Origin of the sequence: Paenibacillus sp. FSL E2-0177, from assembly GCF_037992975.1 — a bacterium.
In the GTDB taxonomy this organism is placed as follows: Bacteria; Bacillota; Bacilli; order Paenibacillales; family Paenibacillaceae; genus Paenibacillus_AQ; species Paenibacillus_AQ odorifer.
Window position 1 is genome coordinate 6,648,343 of sequence record NZ_CP150307.1, and the last position, 20,149, is coordinate 6,668,491.

Consider the following 20,149-nt stretch of genomic DNA (forward strand, 5'->3'; position numbering starts at 1 on the left):
TTTTATGAAGAATGCGGGTGCGTTCAAGCTCTCGCAAGGTACCGCTTGGAAACTGATTATTCTGTCGGCGATATAATTGGCAGGGTGACGATGATGGTCGTTCCTTGGCCGGGTTCACTTTCCACGCGGATATCCCCTTTATGAAGCGATACGATCTGTTTAACAATGGCAAGTCCCATCCCGCTGCCACCATATTTACGACTGTGGGATCGATCAGCCTTAAAGAACCGTTCGAATATACGTTGCTGATCCTCAAGTGAAATCCCGATGCCAGTGTCTGATATCCGAACGGTCACATTGCTGATATCTTGTTTGAGGCTGACGTTAATTACACTGTTATCCTTAGAGAACTTGATACTGTTGCCAAGGAGATTGGTCCATACCTGACTTAACAGGTCGTAGTCAGCCAGTAGGATAATAGGCTTCAGATCAAGGTCAAAGCTGATATTACGAGCCGACCATTGCGGCTGAATCGCTACGATTACTCTTCTTATCTGTTCGTCCAGGTTAAATGTAATTAGCCGTAGCTGCTGTGACTGCGATTCTAATAAACTCAGCTTCAGCAGGCTGTCGCTCATTTTAGACATCCGCTCTGCTTCAGCGATAATAATATCAAGATAACGATTTCTCTCTTGTTCTGCAAGATCTACTCGCTTGAGCGCAATCGCATAACCAGATATTGAGGTGAGCGGAGACTGGACCTCATGCGACACATTAGATACAAACTCCTTACGCATCTGCTCAAGCTGCTGCAGATCGTGCATCATTTCTTCAAAGCTGCGAGCCAAGGTACCTAGCTCACCGGTTTGCTTAATATTCAGCTCGACGTTGAAATCACCAGCTGCTATTCGTCTAGTCGCTTTGGTTAGCTTCTTGATCGGTCTGACTAAGAACATCGCAGCTACCAGAATCAAGAGGCTTCCAGCTATCAATGAATAGAGCAAGAAATTTAATATCAAATTCCTTCTGGCAGTGACGGAAGGGGGATTAAGCGTCTCCACAAACATCGCTTTGGTGCCGTCTTCCGTTCTCAACTGCAAGCCTAGGAGAAGCGCAGAAGTATTCCTGTTATGAGGTTGATAAACTTCTCCTGCGAGAACTTTTTTTATTTCTTCCATAGTTACAGGGACCGGCTTGTGCCCATTAAGTCCGTAAGATTGGAATTTACCCGCTTCATCGAATATTCGGATATAGTAGGAATCAAGCTGCTTCATCCCACTTACGAAAGAGTTGGCTTCACGTAATGGAAAGGTTTCGTAAATTTTGACTATATCCTGTCCAAAATGCAATAAGGGAATTCGCATGTTCTCTTTCAGTTTGTCTTCAAATACCCAAGTTGCCACAAACAAAGCAATGATTGTGCCCCCGATTACGGAGGCTAGGAAGGTCAGAACAACGCGTGTATATATAGATCTGATCATTCATGCACCTCAAGCCTGTAGCCAAGTCCACGCACCGTCTCAATACGAAAATCAGGAGTAGTCGCAAACCGTTCACGCAGGCGTTTGATATGCACGTCAATCGTCCGATCATCTCCAGCATAATCAATTCCCCAAATTTGATCGATCAACTGCTCGCGCGTATATACTTGTCCAGGGGTTCCAGCAAGCTTGTACAGCAACTCGAACTCCTTAAGGGGTAAGGGAAATGACTCCGTACCTTTCATCACCTTATAGGTCTGCCGATCAAGGATGACATTGCCAATTTGGATCATCTGCGTGGAGCCAATCCGATATCGTTTCAGCAATGACCTAACACGAACCGTCAGCTCTAACGGATCGAACGGTTTAGTTAAATAATCGTCCGTGCCTAATTCGAAGCCCTTCACTTTCTCCCAGGTTTCGCCTCTGGCAGTCAATATAAGTAATGGAAGATCAGGATTAGCTCTGCGGAGCTCCTTACAAAGCATCCAACCATCCATATTTGGCATCATAATATCCAGCACGACAAGATCGACATGTGTTCCAGCATATACGGCGAGCGCTTCCTTGCCATCCACAGCTTCAACTGTTTCGAATCCGTCGTTGCGGAGAAATAAACAGACAAGTTCGCGAATGTTCGCATCGTCGTCAGCAACCAGTATAGTAGGCATTCGTTTCCTCTTTTCCTGTTGTCCATTCTTACTATTATACTATATTATACTTTCGGCTAAACTGTCTGTTGTCTTGAGACTACACGATGATCAAACCGAAAAAGAGCGTCTAACACGGTTACCCGTATGTAGACGCTCTTAATGTCGTTTCGCTTTAGCTTTAGTCAGCTTACTTCTTATTCATCTTAAACATTAGGAACAGCTCATTATAATGAGCAAGCATCCGTTTGCCAAGGTTATCGTATACTTCAAGCCGGTCCGTAATTTCGGCTGGTGGATAGAAACGGGTATCCTCAGAAGTTTCCTCAGGAAGCAGCTCCAGTGCAGGAATGTTAGGCGTGGAATAACCTACATATTCTGCATTCTTAGCAGCAACGTCTGGGCGGAGCATGAAGTTGATGAACTGATGCGCTCCATCCACATTTTTCGCTGTCCGAGGAATAACCATGTTATCAAACCATTTGTTCGAGCCTTCTTCCGGCACTACATAATCCAGCTTATCATTCTCGTCCATGATCTCGGAAGCATCGCCGGACCAGACAATCCCAACCGAAGCTTCTTCATTTGCCAGCAGCATCTTGATCTCATCACCGACAATCGCCTTCACGTTAGGAGACAACTTGTTGAGCTTAGTCAGTGCTTCCTGCAGATGTGCCTCATCCTTGTCATTAACGGAATAATGCAGGCTGTTCAAGGCCATGCCCATCACTTCACGGGCTCCGTCTACCAGGAAGATGTTATTATGCAGTCTGCTGTCCCAGAGAGAATCCCAGCTGGTGAAGTCCATGCCCTTGGTCATTTCCGGATTGAAAATAATCCCGACGGTCCCCCAGAAATAAGGTACAGAATATTTGTTACCCGGATCAAACGAGAGGTCCATAAAGCGTGAATCAATATTCTTTAGATTCGAAATCTTGCTATGATCCAGCGGGATGAGCAGATCTTCTTCTTTCATCTTAGCAATGGCATAATCCGAAGGGATTACAACATCAAAGGTAGTTCCGCCCTGCTCAACCTTGGTCAACATAGCTTCATTGGAATCGAAGGTTTGATAAATGACTGTTAAGCCGGTCTCTTTTTCAAATTCCTTCAATAGATCCGGATCGACATAGTCGCCCCAGTTATAGATAGTCAGTGTGTTTCCACCCGAATATCCCTCTCTCGAATTCATCCAAGATCCCAAGTACATGAGCGCAAATGCCGTGATAAGGATCGCCAGAAAAGCATTTATCAGCTGTTTCATCTAGGCACCCCCGCTTCTGCAACAGGCTCCGCCACAGCTTCTGCTGTGTTATGGCGATTTTTCTTAAGGGTCAGGAAGTAATAACCAACCACAAGCAGAATGGTGAACAGGAAGATCATTGTCGACAGCGCATTAATCGATAGCGACACCCCTTGCCGGGCTCTAGAGTATATCTCAACCGATAACGTCGAATAACCGTTGCCTGTTACGAAGAACGTAACCGCAAAGTCATCCAGTGAATACGTAAGCGCCATAAAAAATCCGCTGAATATCCCTGGTTTAATAATCGGCAAAATTACTTTAGTCAGCACATCCTTACGGCTTGCCCCAAGATCACGGGCTGCATCCGTTAATGTAGGGCTCATTTCCTGTAGATGCGGCAAAATCATCAATACGGCAATCGGTACGCTGAATGCAACGTGTGAGAGCAGAACAGACGCGAAACCCAGCTTGATGCCAGCAATGGTGAACAGGATAAGGAACGAAGCACCAATAATGACATCTGGACTGACGATCAGCACGTTATTCAGAGACAGCAAGGTGTTCTTGGCGCGGCGATTCTGCACACTTTTAATGGCCAGCGCACCAATAATAGCGATAAGGGTTGCAATAGCCGAGGATAGCAGCGCGATCACAAGCGTATTGATTACGATGATGATCAGGCGCTTATCTTGGACCACCTCACGGTAGTAATCCAGCGTGAAGCCCTCGAACTTATGCATCGTCCCCCCACTGTTGAACGAATAGTACATTAAATAGAAGATAGGTGCATACAGAACAATGAACACCAGAACTAGGTAGAGGTTAGAGAATCCATTTTTATTTCTCATTCCGCGCCCCTTTCCGCGATCCGCCTGTGATAATCATAAACAGCGCCATAATGGCAATCAGAAACACTGCAACTGTAGAACCCATGCCCCAGTCCTGAGTGACCAGGAAATGCTGCTCGATTGCGGTGCCCAGCGTAATGACCCTGTTGCCTGCAATCAGACGGGTGATCATAAACAGGGACAGCGCAGGTATGAATACTGCCATACAGCCTGAGCGTACTCCCGAAATGGTCAGCGGAAAAATAACACGTCTAAACGTGGTCCAGCCCGAAGCCCCTAAATCACGTGCCGCATCCAGCAAGGATAAATTCAAATCCTCCAAAGCGCTGTATATCGGCAGGATCATAAACGGAATAAAAATATAGACAGATACAAATACAAAACTGAAGCCCGTAAACAGAATTTGCTGTTCTCCGATTCCAAGCAGATCAAAGAAATTATTGATCGGACCAAATGTACCGAATATCCCTATAAAAGCGTAGGTTTTTAGCAGCAAATTAATCCATGTCGGCAAAATAATCAGCAATAACCACAGCTGCTTATGTTTGGTTCTCGTCAGCAGATAAGCCGCCGGATAGGCAACCAGCAATGAGAATGCTGTAATCAGAAACGCGTACCAGAACGAGGTCAGCGTCATTTTTAAATATACAGGGGTGAAGAAACTGACGTAATTATCCAGAGTAATATGGCCATCCAAATCAAATAACGAATAATAGATGACAAGCACTACCGGTGCAATTACAAACAATGCGATCCAGAGGTAATAAGGGATGAGATAGTACGATTTGCCCTTATTCTTCATGACTCTCCACCTCGCCATAAGCTTCCAGACGTCTGTCGAATTCTTCCTCCGTTTCACCGAAACGCATAACATGAATCGCTTCCGGATCAAAATAAAGGCCAATTTCACTGCCTACAGTCGCCTTACGTGTAGAATGTACAAGCCATTCATGCCCGGATTCATCATAACAGCTGATTTCATAATGCACGCCCCGGAATAGCTGGGAATCAACCCGCACACGTAGTTTACCCTGTTCCAGCGTAGAAATTTCCAAATCCTCAGGACGAATAACAATCTCTACGGATTCATTCGGTTTCAGCCCGGCATCGAAACATTCGAAGCGGCGGCCGTTAAACTCCACCAGATAATCCTCGATCATAACTCCCGGCACAATGTTCGATTCGCCAATAAAATCCGCCACAAAACGGTTAATCGGCTCATCATAAATATCGTTAGGGGTGCCGCTTTGCTCGATTTTTCCTTTATTCATGACAAAAATCCAGTCGGACATCGCGAGTGCCTCTTCTTGGTCATGAGTTACAAAAATGAAGGTAATGCCTAACCGCTGCTGCATTTCCCGCAGTATGTACTGCATCTCCGTGCGCAGCTTGAGATCTAGCGCCGATAGAGGCTCGTCCAGCAGTAGAACCTGTGGCTCATTCACAATCGCCCGGGCAATGGCAACCCGCTGGCGCTGACCGCCGGACATTTCGTTAATCGCACGCTGCTCATAACCCACAAGGTTAACGAAGCTTAGCGCTTCCTGCACCTTCTTCGTGATAACATCCTTCTTAAGCTTCTTAATGCGCAGTCCGAAAGCCACATTCTCGAATACGTTCAGGTGTGGAAACAATGCGTAATCCTGAAATACCGTATTGACCTGCCGCTCATTGGCGGGAATGTGGTTAATTACTTTTCCATTTAAATAAATAGAACCGCTCGTTGGCTCAGCGAACCCGGCGATCAATCGAAGAATAGTCGTTTTACCACAGCCAGATGGACCAAGTAGTGTATAGAATTTGCCGCGCTCTATCTCAAAGCTGACTCCTTTTAACACCGGATCTTCGTCGTCATATTGCTTAGTAACTTCTTCAAATGAAATAATGGTACCTTCCTGAATAGCTATAGCTAACAACCTCCCTTACCTTAGTAATACAATACTATTTTACCCGCATCTTGCGGAGAACAATCGAAATGAGTATGCTCAGCGCTAATAAGCGACAATTTTCCCTCTCCTTCGACGCTCCAATAGATATAGCATATTAGATTGTACCATTATATGCGATAGCTTACATTGTTAAATGCTAAGCATAAACTTAACAAGTTTGTAAAAAGTCCAGTCTTCCCTGCCCTTTTTGAGGTGCTATAATGAAAACGAACTGAAAAGCCAGTGTGGTTTTCTTATTTTTGCGAAAGAAGATGAATGATAATGAACGAGGGGTTATTAGACCGCCTTGAAAAATATGGATTCTCGCTTTACATGATACGAATTACGCTTGCCGCATCACTATCCTGGGTAGCCGTACACAGTTTATATGGTGACCAATATTTATACTTTGCACCGCTTGCAGCCATTCTAATTACTCAAGCCAGTGTGAAGGCTTCACTTGAAAAAGGAATCTACCGCCTGATCGGCATTATTATCGGCGGAATCGTCAGCCTGATTGTAGGCCAATTCTTCGATGTAGGTGCATTTTCCATTCTGCTAATTCTGCTCATCGGGATTGGAATTGCCACAGCCTGTCGGATGAATATCCAAGCGGTTTCGCAGGTGGGGGTAACCTCGGTTCTGGCCCTTACCTTTTATCACAATGATTACGTGCTGTGGAGAGTCGCCGAAACCTTTATTGGTGTGCTCATTGCCTTAATCATCAATATGATTATCGTTCCACCGAACAGGTTCGTCAAGGTAAAAGCATTGGCACTCGATGGAAGCCTTCTACTTTCGGATGCTTTAAAAGGTCTCGTAGGCATAAGAAGAGATTCATCAAAGGATAATAATATGCTGGAGCAAGCAGGTAAACTGCTGTCTGCCAGCAATCAGCAACAGAAGGAAATGTTCTATACCATTGCTCACTATCAGTGTCGTGGTGATCTAAAGGGACTTATACAAGCCACGGCACATCTAAAGACCATTCATTCCTATGTTAAAGAAATTGCCGACGATATTTGCTTGCTGCCGGCACATCATGCCAATTCTGACTGGATGCTGGAAGTGCTGGAGGCAACAGCCGATTGTATAGCTGTTTATGGTACCAAGACCTTATCCAAGGCTGAATGCCAACGTTCACTTACAGATTGTCTGCATCGTGCCCGCGACTTGCAGGCGGCCAGCTTCTCTGAACTGCAAGGACGGTGCTCACTGTCATCTGTTCGTGATCTAGGAGCGCTCTTCAGTCACTTAAACCGGGTACTAGAGGAAGTGGAACGTGCTAGTTCTGCTACTTACGTAGTTGCAGCTCGGCCTTCAACAGCTGAAATCACACGCGCTATACGCTTAATTAAAAAAGGACTCTCCCAGAAGCTCTAAGCTTGGGAGTGTCCTTTTTTTATGTTCAATCCCTATTAGACATAATGCCCTTTAGCACGATTGGTTACTACAACCATCCAACAAATTTAACTGACTGATTGTTTGGCAGCACGCCCTATCTTCACATTTACCAGTACAATACTGCCGACAATCAGCAATAATCCGATCACAAGGTTTATGGTAATCTGCTCTTTCAAAAAAACTACGCTGGTTGCTATCGAGATCAGGGGGATCAAGAAGGTGAATGAACCTACTTTTCCTGCTTCTCCTTCGTTAATCAGCTTGAAATAAATTAGCCAGCCCAGAGCAATAACAAAGATTGCGATAAACAAGGTATCCACAATAAAGGTTCCACTCCAGGTGATATCCGACCATTTCTCCGTAGCTGATCCCGAAAGTAGCAGAATGATGCCACCGATCGTGATTTGCATAGCCGTCATCCACAGCATATCCACACGTACAGCATTCCGTTTCATATATATTGTCCCTAATGCCCAGCTTAGGGCACTGGCTAGAGCCAACACAATTCCCCATATGGAGATACTCCCATTAATTCCGCTGATACTAAGAGAGGCTACCCCGAGAAAACCAAGCAGCAAACCAGCCATTTTAAGCCCGTACATGCTCTCACCTAACCACAGCCAAGAAAAAATACCTAACAATACAGGCTGCAAAAATACAATCGATGAGAACAATCCCGCCGGAACATACTGCAAGCCAATTGTCTGAAATCCATAATAGAACACAATACTAAGTACCGCCGAGATCAGATAGATCGGCCAGAGCTGCTTGAAGCGAAGCTCCTTCACCTTGGGCAGTGCAATTAGAATCAGAATAATACCGCCTACGACGGTTCGAATACCTGCAAATAATAGAGGTGGAGCATAGTCTAAGGCGATTTTGGATATAGGCCAATTAATGCCCCATACAATCACCAAAAAAATAAGAAGGATTATACTTTTCTTCTGCTGATTCATTTGTTCACTTCCTTGGTGTAGATTCATCACAAATGATACAATAAACAAGAGCATAAATGAAATGAATAATAATCATAAGGGGCATATCATATTTGTTATGAACAATACTCAAATTCGTTTATTCGTCAAAATCGCCGAAAGCGGCAGCTTTACTAAAGCTGGTGTAGAACTGAATATGACACAGCCTGCGGTCAGCCGGGCGATCTCGTCCCTCGAAGCCGAATTAGACGTGAAGCTCTTGCTTCGAGACCGGCGTAATGGCCTGATGCTTACGGATATCGGCAAACGTATTCTTGTTATTTTCCGTGAAATTCTAATGGGCTTTGATAAGGTCAATCAGGAGATTTACGCGGAGAGAGGTCTTGAAAAAGGAAGTATCCGCATTGGAGCTTTCCCTGTGGCAGCGGCTCATTTTCTACCGAAGATTATTAGCTCTATTACTAAAAGATATCCAAATATTACAATTAGCTTACAGGAGGGTTCTATCGCTGAAGTCAGAGAATGGCTGGATTCAAAAGAAATTGATGTTGGCTTATTGCTCGCTCCCAGTGCAGAATTCGAAACCATTCCATTATATAGAGAGAAATTGTTTGCCGTTTTTAGAGATGACCATCCCCTGCAAAAGCGATCCATTGTATGTGTGCAGGAATTAGCGAACGAGCCCATGTTGATTTGCAAAGCAGGATATGAACCGCCTGTTGTAGAGCTATTCCGCAGAAGTAATAGCCATCTGAATGTAAAATATGTGGTTAATAACTTTGCAACAGCTCTTAATATGGTTCAGGAGGGACTGGCGATCGGCGTGATGTCTGAACTGTCCTTGTTATCTCTGCCTCCAAATGTGGTTACCCGTGAGCTGCAGCCGGATGCTTATAGAGATATCCAAATTGCGGTCAGCTCGCTTGCCGACACTTCAATTGCTGTAAAGCTCTTCATTGAGACAGCGCTGGATCTTTTCACTCAAAAATAAATGGATTAATTAATAGATGATAAGGAGTGCTGAGGATGAACTTTAAAAGACTAGGAAATAGCGGATTACAGGTATCCGCATTAGGACTGGGAACGAACGCTTTCGGCAAACGTGCGGATCAAGAGACCTCCATTCAGATTGTACATGCTGCGCTTGATCAGGGAATTAATTTCATAGACACTGCTAATATTTACGCTGGCTCAGAATCCGAGCGAATCATCGGTCTGGCCTTGGAAGGTAGGAGACATGAGGCTGTTCTCGCAACTAAAGCAGGTTTAGTCAAAAATGAGGGTCCTAACGGTAGCGGCTCCTCCCGTCGCCATTTGCTGCAGGAGCTTGAAGATAGCCTTCGCCGCCTTAAGACGGACTATATCGATCTATACCAGATTCATACCTTTGATCCCTATACGCCGCTTGAAGAAACCTTACGAACCTTGGACGATATGGTATCCTCGGGGAAAGTCCGTTATATCGGGGCCTCCAACTATACAGCATGGCAATTAATGAAGGCGATTGGGATTAGTGAAGCACGCAACTTCACCAAGTACACTTCAATTCAGTGCAGCTACTCCTTAGCAGACCGGACACCGGAGAATGAGCTCCTTTCGCTCTGCCTGGATCAAGGTGTAGGGATCATTCCATACTTTCCACTAGCTGGTGGGATTCTCACAGGCAAATATAATACAAGCGACTCAGCGCCATCGGGGTCCAGAGCAGATACCGATCCTAATTTCAAAAGATTCCTTGATGCTGACCGGATCAAGCTCGGAAGCCAAGTGAGTCAAATTGCTGAGGAAATGGAAACCTCATCTACCGCGCTCTCCTTAGCTTGGCTTATGAATCGGCCTGCCGTCTCGACGGTTATTGTCGGGGCTACGCGTGTGGAACAGCTGGAACAAAATTTGCTTAGTACCTCACTTGTACTTAATGAAGAAACTTCGGCCAAGCTGGATGAAGCCAGTGATTCCTTCCGTTATCGCGAGCCGTTCGCTTTTTACCGGCTCCCATAGAGTCGTATGCTCTAACTTCTTACAAGGATGGAGGAAAGATTAATGACAACCTATACAGCTGACAGCATTCAAGGAATGCTTGAAGAGCATAAGAATTTTTTTAATAGCGGCGTAACTAAGGAGGTTTCTTTTCGTCTCCAGCAGCTGCTCAAGCTTAAGAATATTATTAAACAATACGAAGGACGTATCATCACCGCACTACAACAGGATTTAGGAAAAGGTGAGTTCGAAGCCTATGCCACAGAAATCGGCTTTACGCTGGACAGTATCGGCTACATGATGAAACATCTTAAGCGTTGGGCGAAGCCTGTAAAGGTTCGATCGCCGCTGCACTTATTTCCTGCAAAAAGTTATATTTTAAGTGAGCCTTACGGCACAACGCTCATTATTGGCCCGTTTAATTATCCATTTCAGTTGCTAATTGAGCCCCTGATCGGCGCCATTGCCGCTGGTAACTGCGCTGTCCTCAAGCCATCTGAGAGCACACCTGCCATCTCGTCCGTGGTTGAGCAGCTTATTCAGGAGACCTTCGAGCCGCAGTATATCCGCGTAATTCAAGGGGAAAAAGAGACCACTAATTTGCTGATCCACGCCAAGTTTGATTATATTTTCTTTACGGGCAGTGTGCCTGTCGGCAAAATCGTAATGGAAGCGGCAGCGAAAAATTTAGTGCCTGTAACCTTGGAGCTTGGCGGGAAAAGTCCGGTTATTGTTGATAAGACCGCTAATCTTGATGTTGCAGCGAAACGGATTGTCTGGGGCAAGCTGCTGAACGCGGGCCAAACCTGTATCGCACCGGATTATCTATGGGTCCACAAGGATATTGCCAAAGAATTGATCACCAAAATCAAACATCACATCACTGAGTTCTACGGTCAGGATGCACAGCCTAATACAGATTACGGCCGGATCGTGAATGATCGCCAGCTGCAAAGACTTGCCGACCTCATTGCGCGTGATCAGAGCAAGGTGATTATGGGCGGCACCATCGTGCCAGAAGAACGTTATATTGAGCCTACTTTAATCTATCCTGCCACTTGGACGGATGCTGCTATGGAAGATGAGATCTTCGGTCCGATCCTCCCAATATTGGAATATCATCAATTGGATGAGGCCATTCAGAGCATTAATGAACATCCAAAGCCACTGGCACTATACCTATTTACGGAGGATAAGAGTGTAGAACAACAGGTGCTGTCCCGAGTCTCATTCGGGGGAGGGTGTATCAATGATACGATCTCACATGTGGCGAGCACTTATCTTCCGTTTGGTGGAGTAGGAAACTCTGGAATCGGGGGTTATCACGGGAAGTATAGCTTTGAGGTCTTCTCCCATCGTAAAAGCATCGTCAAGCGAGGCACACGGATCGACCTCGGAATCGTATATCCTCCTTATGGCAATAAAGTGAAGCTGGTTCGAAAAATAATGAAATAAACAAAGCAGCAAACCTCCCATGATCGGGAGGTTTGCTGCTTATCAGGGTAACTACGCAAACAGCTCTAACAATTTCTCAACACTTATCTCTGCGGTGGAAGCCAGACATAGATCCGCGGTCCCGGTTACGAGCGCCACTCCAGCTCCCACTGACCTCATACCAGCAGCATTAATTGCGGCTATTCCTTCCTCGGTATCCTCAATCGCCACACAGCAGTCTGGGGATATGCCCAGCATCTCCGCAACCTGCAAGTGAATCTCTGGATCTGGCTTGCTTCTACGCAAGTTGCCAGGGTCAGCCACCGCCTGAAACCAATGCCCGATCTGCAAGCGTTCGAGAATCAGCAGCGCATTCTCATTCACTGAAGCCAGTCCGATAGCAATCCCTCTTTGCTGCAAATCGGACAACACGCTGTGGATACCCGGATACAGCTCAGCAGGCGTCATTTGCTGAACCAGCTGTCTATACTTCTCGTTCTTTTTGTTGCAGAGCATTCCCTTTACCGGTTGCGGCAAATTCAGTCCACTACTCTCCAGAATGACTTCTAAAGATTCCATTCGACTTAGGCCCTTAAGACTCTTATGCTTCTCTCGATCAAAAGAAAGCGCAAGTTCATCCGCCAGATCCTTCCAAGCCTCATAATGATACTCTCCAGTGTCAGTAATTATCCCGTCCAGCTCGAAAATAACAGCTTCAAGCTGCTTCACATTCGAAAGCCTCAGCGGCTTCTGTGCAGACAACTGTATAAGGTTTCCCTTATGCATAATCTCAAGCTCTTCGCCCTCCAGCAGCGTATAGATCACTTCTGTATCACTCACAAAAATATCCAATAGCTGTCCAGCGCATGTTATTTTAAACCGATAGCTCTCCCACTGCGCTGGCACACTAGGATTAAATGATAACATCCCGCCGCATAAGCGCATGCCACCAAAACCATTCACAATCGACAGCCAGGAGCCTGCCATAGCAGCAGTGTGCAGTCCATCCTTTACGTTGCGGTTGATATCATCCAAGTCCATCCGTACCGTGCGGTCAAAATAGGAATAGGCTCCCGTCAAATCACCAATCTCAGCAGAGATTATACTGTGGATGCACGGTGACAATGAAGAATCATGCGTCGTCAGCGGCTCATAATAATTATAATTCCGGATCTTATCCGCCAAGCTGAATTGGTCACCCAGCAGAAACATCGCCATTACCAAGTCCGCCTGTTTCAACACCTGATGCCGGTAAATTACCAGCGGATGGTAGTTAAGCAGCAGCGGATATTTGTCAGCTGGTGTATGCTCGAAATCCCATTTTTTCTTGGAGAGAAACGTGTCGTCTTGAGCATAAATGCCAAGTCCCTCATCAAAGGGGATAAACATTTTGTCCGCCGCTTCCAGCCACACTAATGTCTCATGCTCAGTCAGACCGATTTTTTGTTTCAGGCGTTCAAAATGCTCAGGATACTGCTTAGACAATATCCCTGCCATCTCGTGTGCATAATAAAGCTGATCCTGTACCATAAAGTTGGTGTATGCATTATTGTTGACGATAGCTGTATATTCATCAGGACCGGTTACTGCATCAATACAAAAGACACCGCCCCTAGCCGGATTAAAGTACCCCAAGTCCAACCAAAAGCGGGAAGTTTCGAATAAAATTTCCGCTCCCTTCGTAACCAAAAAATCATAATCTCCGGTAGCCAGTACATACTGCTTGATGGCATACGCAATATCCGCATTAATATGCATTTGCGCCGTGCCTGCCGGGAAATACGCAGAGTTCTCTGCCCCGTCTATAGTCCTCCAAGGGAACAAGGCTCCCTTCTGCGACATTACCGCTGCACGCTCCCTTGCTTTGTCTAACGTGGCATAACGAAATTCGAGCAGCTTTCGGCTAATCTCCGGCTGTGTGAACGTAAAGAAGGGCAGCATATACATCTCGGTATCCCAGAAATAGTGCCCTTCGTATCCTTCACCCGTTAATCCCTTGGCTCCAATATTCGTAACCCCATCACGGCCTACGGATTGAAGCAGTTGAAAAGCATTAAAGCGAATGCCCTGCTGAAGCGCAAGATCACCATGAATCTCCACATCCGTATGTGCCCAGTATCGTTCCAGATAAGCCTGCTGTTCCTGGGCAAGCGTTTCAAACCCGCTATGGTCTGCTAAGTGTAATATTTCAGTACTTCTACTAAGTAGTTCGTCTTCTGGATAATCTTTAGAGGTATGGTAAGAGATATATTTGGTTAGTGAGACGCTTTCCCCACGCTCCACCGGGACGACAAACTGCATGGATAATTTCTGCCCCTCATGCTGCACGGTCCTTTTATCCTCAGATCTTGAATCGAGCTTATGACTTACCCCTGTTAATAGGGCAAACCGGGTATGCCGCGTCCGCTGCTTCATCCATAAGAAGGACTGTCCCGGTTCATGACCGGTATCCTCCAGGAGCAGACTGGGCTCCTTGCCTCCCGAGCCCAATCTGGGATCATCCGTTACCTTAGGTCTTTGGATCTTGCCGTCGATGGATGAAGTGAAGGTAAGCACTCCGCTGAAATTCAGCGCTTTAACCTCATAATCTATCGCCGCCAGATGTTTGTGCTGCAAAGTCACCATCCGCCGGATATGAAGCTGTACCCGGTGACCAGCTGGAGATTCCCAATCTACCTGCCGATGCAGAACCCCGCTTCGCATATCCAGCTTTCGTTCATAATGATGCACTTGCCCACTGTTTAACTGAAAGGTCTGCCCTTCAATACTCAGTTCAATAATCTTGGCATCTGTTACGTTCAGCATCGCTTGATTGCGGGATGGATATCCGTACGCTCCTTCTGGATATACAATGGGCTCCGAATCAAAAAAACCATTCAAATAATTGCCTGTTACAGACGAGCCTGAGCTGCCGTGGTAACCTTCTTCGAAATTACCGCGCATACCAATATATCCATTGCCAAGAGCAAAAATACTCTCGCTTCTTTGATTGTTCTCTTCACTATAAGCTTCCTCATCAAGACTCCACTCCCGGTAAGGATATACCGCCGCCGGATGTACGTATGGTTTCATCTTCATCTCTCTAAGCTCCCCCTGATCACAGTTTCATTCGGGTTCTAAATCATTAACCTTTCACCGACCCACCCATAAGCCCTCTGACGAAATACTTTTGCAGCAGGAAAAAAATAGCGAGCGGCATCAGCATAGAGATAAATGCAGCCGAAGTAAGTAAATGCCAATCGTTGCCTCGTGAGCCAACTAAATCGGCAATTTTCATCGACATAACTTGCACAGACGGTTGATTGCCGATAAAAATCAATGAGACTAAATAGTCATTCCACACCCACAGGAATTGGAAGATTCCGATAGAAGCCAGTGCTGGCACTGATAGAGGCAGAATTAGCCTGCTGAATATAGTGAAATGACTTGCCCCATCCATGAAAGCCGATTCGAACAAATCCTTCGGCAATTGACTGATAAAGTTGTACATAAAGTACGTAACCAGCGGTAATCCAAAAGCCGTATGCGCCAGCCAAATTCCCAGATAACTTCCGTTTAGCCCAAGTGCGGTATAATCCTTAAGCACTGGAATAAGCGCAACCTGTATCGGAATGACGAGCATTGCAATAATGATCACAAAAAGGATTCTGCGCCCAGGAAACCGCAGCCAGGCAAAAGCATATGCAGCAAAAGAAGCGATCAGCACCGGAATAACTGTTGCTGGAACAGCAATCGTTAGCGTATTCCAGAAGGCCTGTGACAATCCGGAGCCTTTTTGCACCGTTTCACTACCATCAGCCTGTTTCAGCTTGTATTCCTTACCGGAAAGCACATTATTATAGTTATCCAGCGTGAGATCCGGTGTCATCTTCCAACCTTGTATCTGTTCATTTACGGTACGTGCTCTTCGATTCTCCCACATAAGCCGGCTGCCATCAGCCTTCACGCCAGCCTTCAACTCATCATCTGTATAAGTTTTACCGTTCACCTCAATTGGCTCCCGAAGATCCACATCCTTGGATAGCTGAATCGTCTCTCCAGCCTTCCACTCCTGATGAGGAAAAGCTTTCCACCATCCAGTCTGCAGAATGTCAGCAGCCGGACGGAAGGAGGAAATAAATAGCCCAAGAGTCGGAAGCAGCCAAATAAAACAGATCACACCCAACACGATATTTACAACCGTTTTGCCGCCTTTTCTCTTCTTTTTGCCAGCCATTAGAATCCCCCCTGCTTACGGAACTGACGTAGATTGATTATGATTACAGGCAGCACCGCGATCAGTAGAACAATAGCCAGCGTGGAGCCGTAGCCGAAATTACGGTACATAAAGAATTGCCGGTAGAACTGTGTAGCAACAACCTCTGTATCGTATTGACCTCCTGTCATCACCATGACGACGTCAAATATTTTCAACGTAAAGACGATAATGGTCGTTGTCACTGTCAGAATGGTTGATGAAATATATGGAATCATGATTCCAAAGAAAATCTTCACCTCATTTGCTCCATCCACTCGTGCAGCTTCCAAAATGTCGTCAGGAACCCCTTTGATTGCTGCCGAGAAAATCACCATTGCAAATCCCGTCTGCATCCAGATCAAAATGATAATGAGGAAAAAGTTATTCCATGGCTGAAGCATACTCGTCCAGGCTTGGGGTTCTCCCCCAAAATAAGTAACAATTGCGTTCAACAGCCCGATTTGTTCGTCACCCGGTTGATAGTAATATACGAATTTCCAAATGACTCCTGCCGCTACAAAGGAAATAGCCATCGGCATAAAGATGATCGATTTGGCGATTTTCTCATAGCTGCTGCGATCGGCAAGAATAGCAATTAAGAGCCCGAATGCTACACAAGCAAGCGTGCCAACGAATACCCAAAGTAAATTGTTACGCAATGCCGTTGCCATCAGATGATCGCTAAAGATCGCTGCATAATTGCTCAGACCCACAAATTTTTCTGAAGAAGCATTAAAAAAGCTCAAATATAATGTTCGCAGTGCAGGCAGGACCAGTAACCAGCCCAGAATAATCACTGCCGGACCAATAAAGATATAAGGCAGCACCTTACGCCGGATATGATCCGGGTACTGCTCAACCGCCCACGTCAGCGTATAGTAAATCAGATAAACACCTAGAACTCCCCAGAGGACAGCCAGAACCGCTGTTAGCAGCGGATTTAATGTGGAATCCCGGAAGAATAAAAAGATTGCGCCGTTAACAACAATATTCGCTAACAACACAACTAGGGACAGCATTACCGACTTCAGGCTGACGGTTGGTCTAGCTTGTGGTTGTGTTGGCATTTGTGGCTGTGGCTGTGATTGTGCACCCATATTAGCTCCAGCTCCTCCTATAAGTTTTGCGGAGCAAAACTCTTATCATAAGCATCGAACTCACTAGTTAGAAAACAAAAAGAGGGGCAGACAATCCTCTTTTCTCACTGCCCCTCTTTTTACTGTGCGCTTTAAATATTAGGTTAGTTGTTCCAGCCGGACTGGATTTGTTCCAAGGCTTGATCCAGTGTCGCTGTACCGCTCACATAGTCGGTCATCCCTTTCCAGAAGGTGCCTGCACCCACTTTACCTGGCATCAAATCAGAGCCATCAAAACGCAGTGTGGAAGCATCTTGAACCAACTTCGCCATCCGGCGATCAGATTCAGAGGTATACCAATCAAGGGAAGCATCATTCATAGGAGCAATTACGCCGCCAGATTGTACCCAGCTCTTAATCGACTCTCCCGTGGTGAAGAATTCCATGACTGCACGAACCTCTGGACGATCGTTGAACATAGCGTAAATATCACCTGCAACCAGCACTGGTTTACCATATTGCGCATCAATTGGCGGCAAGTAGAACCAATCATAATCCTGATCAACCTTTGCCGTTTCAGGGAAGAAGCTTGTAATAAAGTTACCGAGCATATTAAACCAGGCTTTAGGCGGATCAGTGAACATTGGCGCTGGGGCATCCCCGAAGGATGTCGTCACGATAGACTTAGCACCACCGTAAACATAATCCTTGTTAAGCCAAATTTTAGACATGATTTCAACAGCATTTTTTACTTCTGGTGAAGTAAATGGCAGTTCACCTTTTACCCACTTATCGTAGTTCTCAGGCGTAGTCGTACGAAGCATTATATTTTCGACCCAGTCTGTTGCTGGCCAACCCGTTGCAGCACCACTCTCAATGCCAATAGCCCAGGCAGGATCGCCATCCTTGGCAATTTGTTCAGTGAGTGCCATCAGCTCATCCCAAGTTTCAGGAACCTTGTAACCTGCATCATCAAATTGTTTCTTTGGATACCATACCAAGCTCTTTACATTACTGCGGTTCCAAATCCCCGCCATGATCTTCCCGTCTTTTCCGTCCATCGTAGACATATCGAGCCAGCTCTTGTTGTAATTAGCCGTCAATTTGTCTTGATCCAGCACACCGGTCAAATCGATAACCTTGCCCGTCTTAGCAATCGATGCCAGCAATCCCGGCTGCGGGAAGTCAGCGATATCAGGAGCATTTCCGCCGTCCACCCGAATATTTATTGTTGCTTCGAACTCCTTGGAGCCCTCGTATTGAATATCGATCCCTGTCTTCTCTTCAAATTCTTTAATGCTGCTCTCAAATTTCACTTGGTCAGCATCTACGAAGGGTCCAAACATGGTTACTTTAGTCCCTTTATATTCACCTTTCATCGCTAAATCTAACGGGGAACCCGAAGGTTCAGCACTAGGTGTATTTGTCGCTTTCTCGGTGTTATCTGCTGTTGGGCTGACTGTTGCCGCCGGTGGATCTGTAGGCGCCGCATTATTGTTGCCTCCGCCGCATGCGCTCAGCGTCATTGTGAAGGATAAACACAGTACTAAAGCCAACGACTTTTTACGTCCTGAGATCTTCTTCATCTTTTGTACATCCCCTTTAATGGTTATAGAGATAACATCTTATTCAATCATCCGGGCACCCTGGCATGTATTAGCAGCTTGTAGCAGATCACCTCCTTGCAAAGCTTTTCAGAAGACAGGTAAATATCCTAAAATCAAACTCCATCACAAATGTAATTTAATAATAGCGCTTACATTTTTTATATTATCATAATTAGTAACCGTTTCCAATCGGAAAATGAGATGTTTTTCATAAGAATTCATACTATTTTCTATCCTAACATTTAAATTTTAATTAAGACCGATACATGGCTCTGAAAAGCTTTTCAGAAGAAGGTCACAAAAATAAAGAGCCTTTATTTTTCCCGCGTGGATTCCCGCACAATCAGCTTATGCTCCATCTTTTCATTCAATACCTGGACACCACCTGTTGTGAGCAATTCATGCAGCATCTCCGCCGCACGATACCCTAACTCATAAATCGGCTGCGCAATCGTGGTCAGCTTTGGAATGAACATACTCGACATCCGCAAATTATCAAATCCAATCACAGATACCTGACCCGGAACTAGAATATTACGATCCTTCAGATAAGAAATCGTCCCCATTGCAAATTCGTCAGCAACACAGAAAACGGCGGTCAGCTCGGGATAATCAGTAAACAACTCATGCGCAGCTTGATAAGCGTGTTCGAACCTGTGATTGGCATATTTGCTCTTCACAATATTCTGCTGTAGTCCAAACTCTGTTAATGCCCTTACAAAACCTTCATAACGAGGCGGGCCAGATACGGAGTTATCATGGTTAAAACCAATCATGCCAATGTCCTTATGCCCTAAATCAATCAGAAACTTTACCGCATCGTAAGCCGCCTGTTCATCATCCACCTCCACAGATGGAATGTCGTACTCATCAGAATGCGAGGATACCAACACAAAAGGAATTCTACAACCGACTAATTTGTCATGTGTCTCAGGATAAAGGACATCACTGGCGAACACGATCCCATCCACCTGCTTCTCATGAAAGTTATCGATGTAAGACAGCATCCGTTCTTTGTCGCGGTCCGTATTGCAGATCATTAAACTGTATCCGAGCTTGATGCATGCATCCTGCATTCCCCGAATAACCCCTGCGAAATACAGGTTCTCAATATCCGGAATCAGCAGGCCCAGTGTAAAAGACTTCTTGTAGATCAGGCCGCGTGCAAACGCATTTGGTTGATATTGCAAACGTTCTACAGCCTCCATCACTCGATTCCGTTTGCTCTCTACGACCGTATTCGGTGCATTCATAACCCGCGATACGGTGCTGATCGACACCTCCGCCATTCTGGCAACATCTCTTATGGTTGGCTTCATAACGATAACTTCCTTTTTTTCAGGTAACTTTTCGATGTGATTATAGCAAGCCCGTTAAGAAATA

The 20,149-nt window shown here is 45.6% G+C and carries 16 protein-coding genes; 4 read left to right on the plus strand and 12 right to left on the minus strand.

The window, feature by feature from the left end; genetic code table 11:
• Nucleotides 1-56: 56 nt before the first annotated feature.
• The 6 genes from MHI25_RS29575 to MHI25_RS29600 form a co-directional block, all read right to left on the minus strand.
• Nucleotides 57-1,421, minus strand: a complete 1,365-nt coding sequence (locus MHI25_RS29575; RefSeq protein ID WP_076181958.1) for a HAMP domain-containing sensor histidine kinase — start codon at nucleotides 1,419-1,421, stop codon at nucleotides 57-59.
• Nucleotides 1,418-2,092 carry a response regulator transcription factor gene (locus tag MHI25_RS29580; RefSeq protein WP_038573732.1) on the minus strand — a complete coding sequence of 225 codons (675 nt, stop codon included), beginning with the start codon at nucleotides 2,090-2,092 and terminating at the stop codon, nucleotides 1,418-1,420. The genes MHI25_RS29575 and MHI25_RS29580 overlap by 4 nt, the downstream gene beginning before the upstream one ends.
• A 169-nt stretch (nucleotides 2,093-2,261) precedes the next feature.
• Complete coding sequence (locus MHI25_RS29585; protein WP_076181956.1) at nucleotides 2,262-3,335, minus strand: ABC transporter substrate-binding protein; 1,074 nt, start codon at nucleotides 3,333-3,335, stop codon at nucleotides 2,262-2,264.
• Complete coding sequence (locus MHI25_RS29590) at nucleotides 3,332-4,165, minus strand: ABC transporter permease (RefSeq protein WP_076099717.1); 834 nt, start codon at nucleotides 4,163-4,165, stop codon at nucleotides 3,332-3,334. Before MHI25_RS29590 ends, MHI25_RS29585 begins: the two co-directional genes overlap by 4 nt.
• Nucleotides 4,155-4,967, minus strand: coding sequence for an ABC transporter permease (locus tag MHI25_RS29595; protein WP_036682096.1), 813 nt, complete (start codon nucleotides 4,965-4,967; stop codon nucleotides 4,155-4,157). The genes MHI25_RS29590 and MHI25_RS29595 overlap by 11 nt, the downstream gene beginning before the upstream one ends.
• On the minus strand, nucleotides 4,957-6,066 hold the full coding sequence (locus MHI25_RS29600) for an ABC transporter ATP-binding protein (protein WP_036682445.1): 1,110 nt from the start codon (nucleotides 6,064-6,066) through the stop codon (nucleotides 4,957-4,959). Before MHI25_RS29600 ends, MHI25_RS29595 begins: the two co-directional genes overlap by 11 nt.
• A gap of 303 nt (nucleotides 6,067-6,369) precedes the next feature.
• Between MHI25_RS29600 and MHI25_RS29605 the strand changes: the two genes are divergently transcribed.
• Nucleotides 6,370-7,476: an FUSC family protein gene (locus tag MHI25_RS29605; RefSeq protein WP_080742656.1), complete on the plus strand. Its 1,107-nt coding sequence runs from the start codon at nucleotides 6,370-6,372 to the stop codon at nucleotides 7,474-7,476.
• A gap of 86 nt (nucleotides 7,477-7,562) precedes the next feature.
• On the opposite strand, the gene MHI25_RS29610 is transcribed toward MHI25_RS29605, so the two are convergent.
• On the minus strand, nucleotides 7,563-8,453 hold the full coding sequence (locus MHI25_RS29610) for a DMT family transporter (RefSeq protein ID WP_340395717.1): 891 nt from the start codon (nucleotides 8,451-8,453) through the stop codon (nucleotides 7,563-7,565).
• Between the two features lie 61 nt (nucleotides 8,454-8,514).
• Between MHI25_RS29610 and MHI25_RS29615 the strand changes: the two genes are divergently transcribed.
• Genes MHI25_RS29615 through MHI25_RS29625 form a run of 3 tightly spaced genes read left to right on the plus strand, consistent with a single transcriptional unit; the run spans nucleotide 8,515 to nucleotide 11,867 of the window.
• A complete protein-coding gene (locus tag MHI25_RS29615) occupies nucleotides 8,515-9,423 on the plus strand; it encodes a LysR family transcriptional regulator (protein ID WP_305953540.1) in 909 nt (302 codons plus the stop codon).
• Nucleotides 9,424-9,458: 35 nt separating this feature from the next.
• Nucleotides 9,459-10,433, plus strand: coding sequence for an aldo/keto reductase (locus MHI25_RS29620; protein ID WP_076191692.1), 975 nt, complete (start codon nucleotides 9,459-9,461; stop codon nucleotides 10,431-10,433).
• A gap of 42 nt (nucleotides 10,434-10,475) precedes the next feature.
• Complete coding sequence (locus MHI25_RS29625) at nucleotides 10,476-11,867, plus strand: aldehyde dehydrogenase (RefSeq protein WP_340394722.1); 1,392 nt, start codon at nucleotides 10,476-10,478, stop codon at nucleotides 11,865-11,867.
• Nucleotides 11,868-11,918: 51 nt separating this feature from the next.
• On the opposite strand, the gene pgmB is transcribed toward MHI25_RS29625, so the two are convergent.
• The 5 genes from pgmB to MHI25_RS29650 form a co-directional block, all read right to left on the minus strand.
• Entirely contained in the window at nucleotides 11,919-14,924 is a 3,006-nt protein-coding gene (pgmB, locus tag MHI25_RS29630) for a beta-phosphoglucomutase (RefSeq protein WP_340394723.1), read from the minus strand.
• 46 nt (nucleotides 14,925-14,970) lie between these two features.
• Nucleotides 14,971-16,062: a carbohydrate ABC transporter permease gene (locus tag MHI25_RS29635; RefSeq protein WP_248548939.1), complete on the minus strand. Its 1,092-nt coding sequence runs from the start codon at nucleotides 16,060-16,062 to the stop codon at nucleotides 14,971-14,973.
• Nucleotides 16,062-17,150 (minus strand): sugar ABC transporter permease, encoded by a 1,089-nt coding sequence (locus MHI25_RS29640; protein WP_340395718.1) that lies wholly within the window; start codon nucleotides 17,148-17,150, stop codon nucleotides 16,062-16,064. Before MHI25_RS29640 ends, MHI25_RS29635 begins: the two co-directional genes overlap by 1 nt.
• A 173-nt stretch (nucleotides 17,151-17,323) precedes the next feature.
• Nucleotides 17,324-18,745, minus strand: coding sequence for an ABC transporter substrate-binding protein (locus MHI25_RS29645; protein WP_076181946.1), 1,422 nt, complete (start codon nucleotides 18,743-18,745; stop codon nucleotides 17,324-17,326).
• A 335-nt stretch (nucleotides 18,746-19,080) separates the two neighbouring features.
• Complete coding sequence (locus MHI25_RS29650; RefSeq protein ID WP_036682112.1) at nucleotides 19,081-20,085, minus strand: LacI family DNA-binding transcriptional regulator; 1,005 nt, start codon at nucleotides 20,083-20,085, stop codon at nucleotides 19,081-19,083.
• Nucleotides 20,086-20,149: the final 64 nt, after the last annotated feature.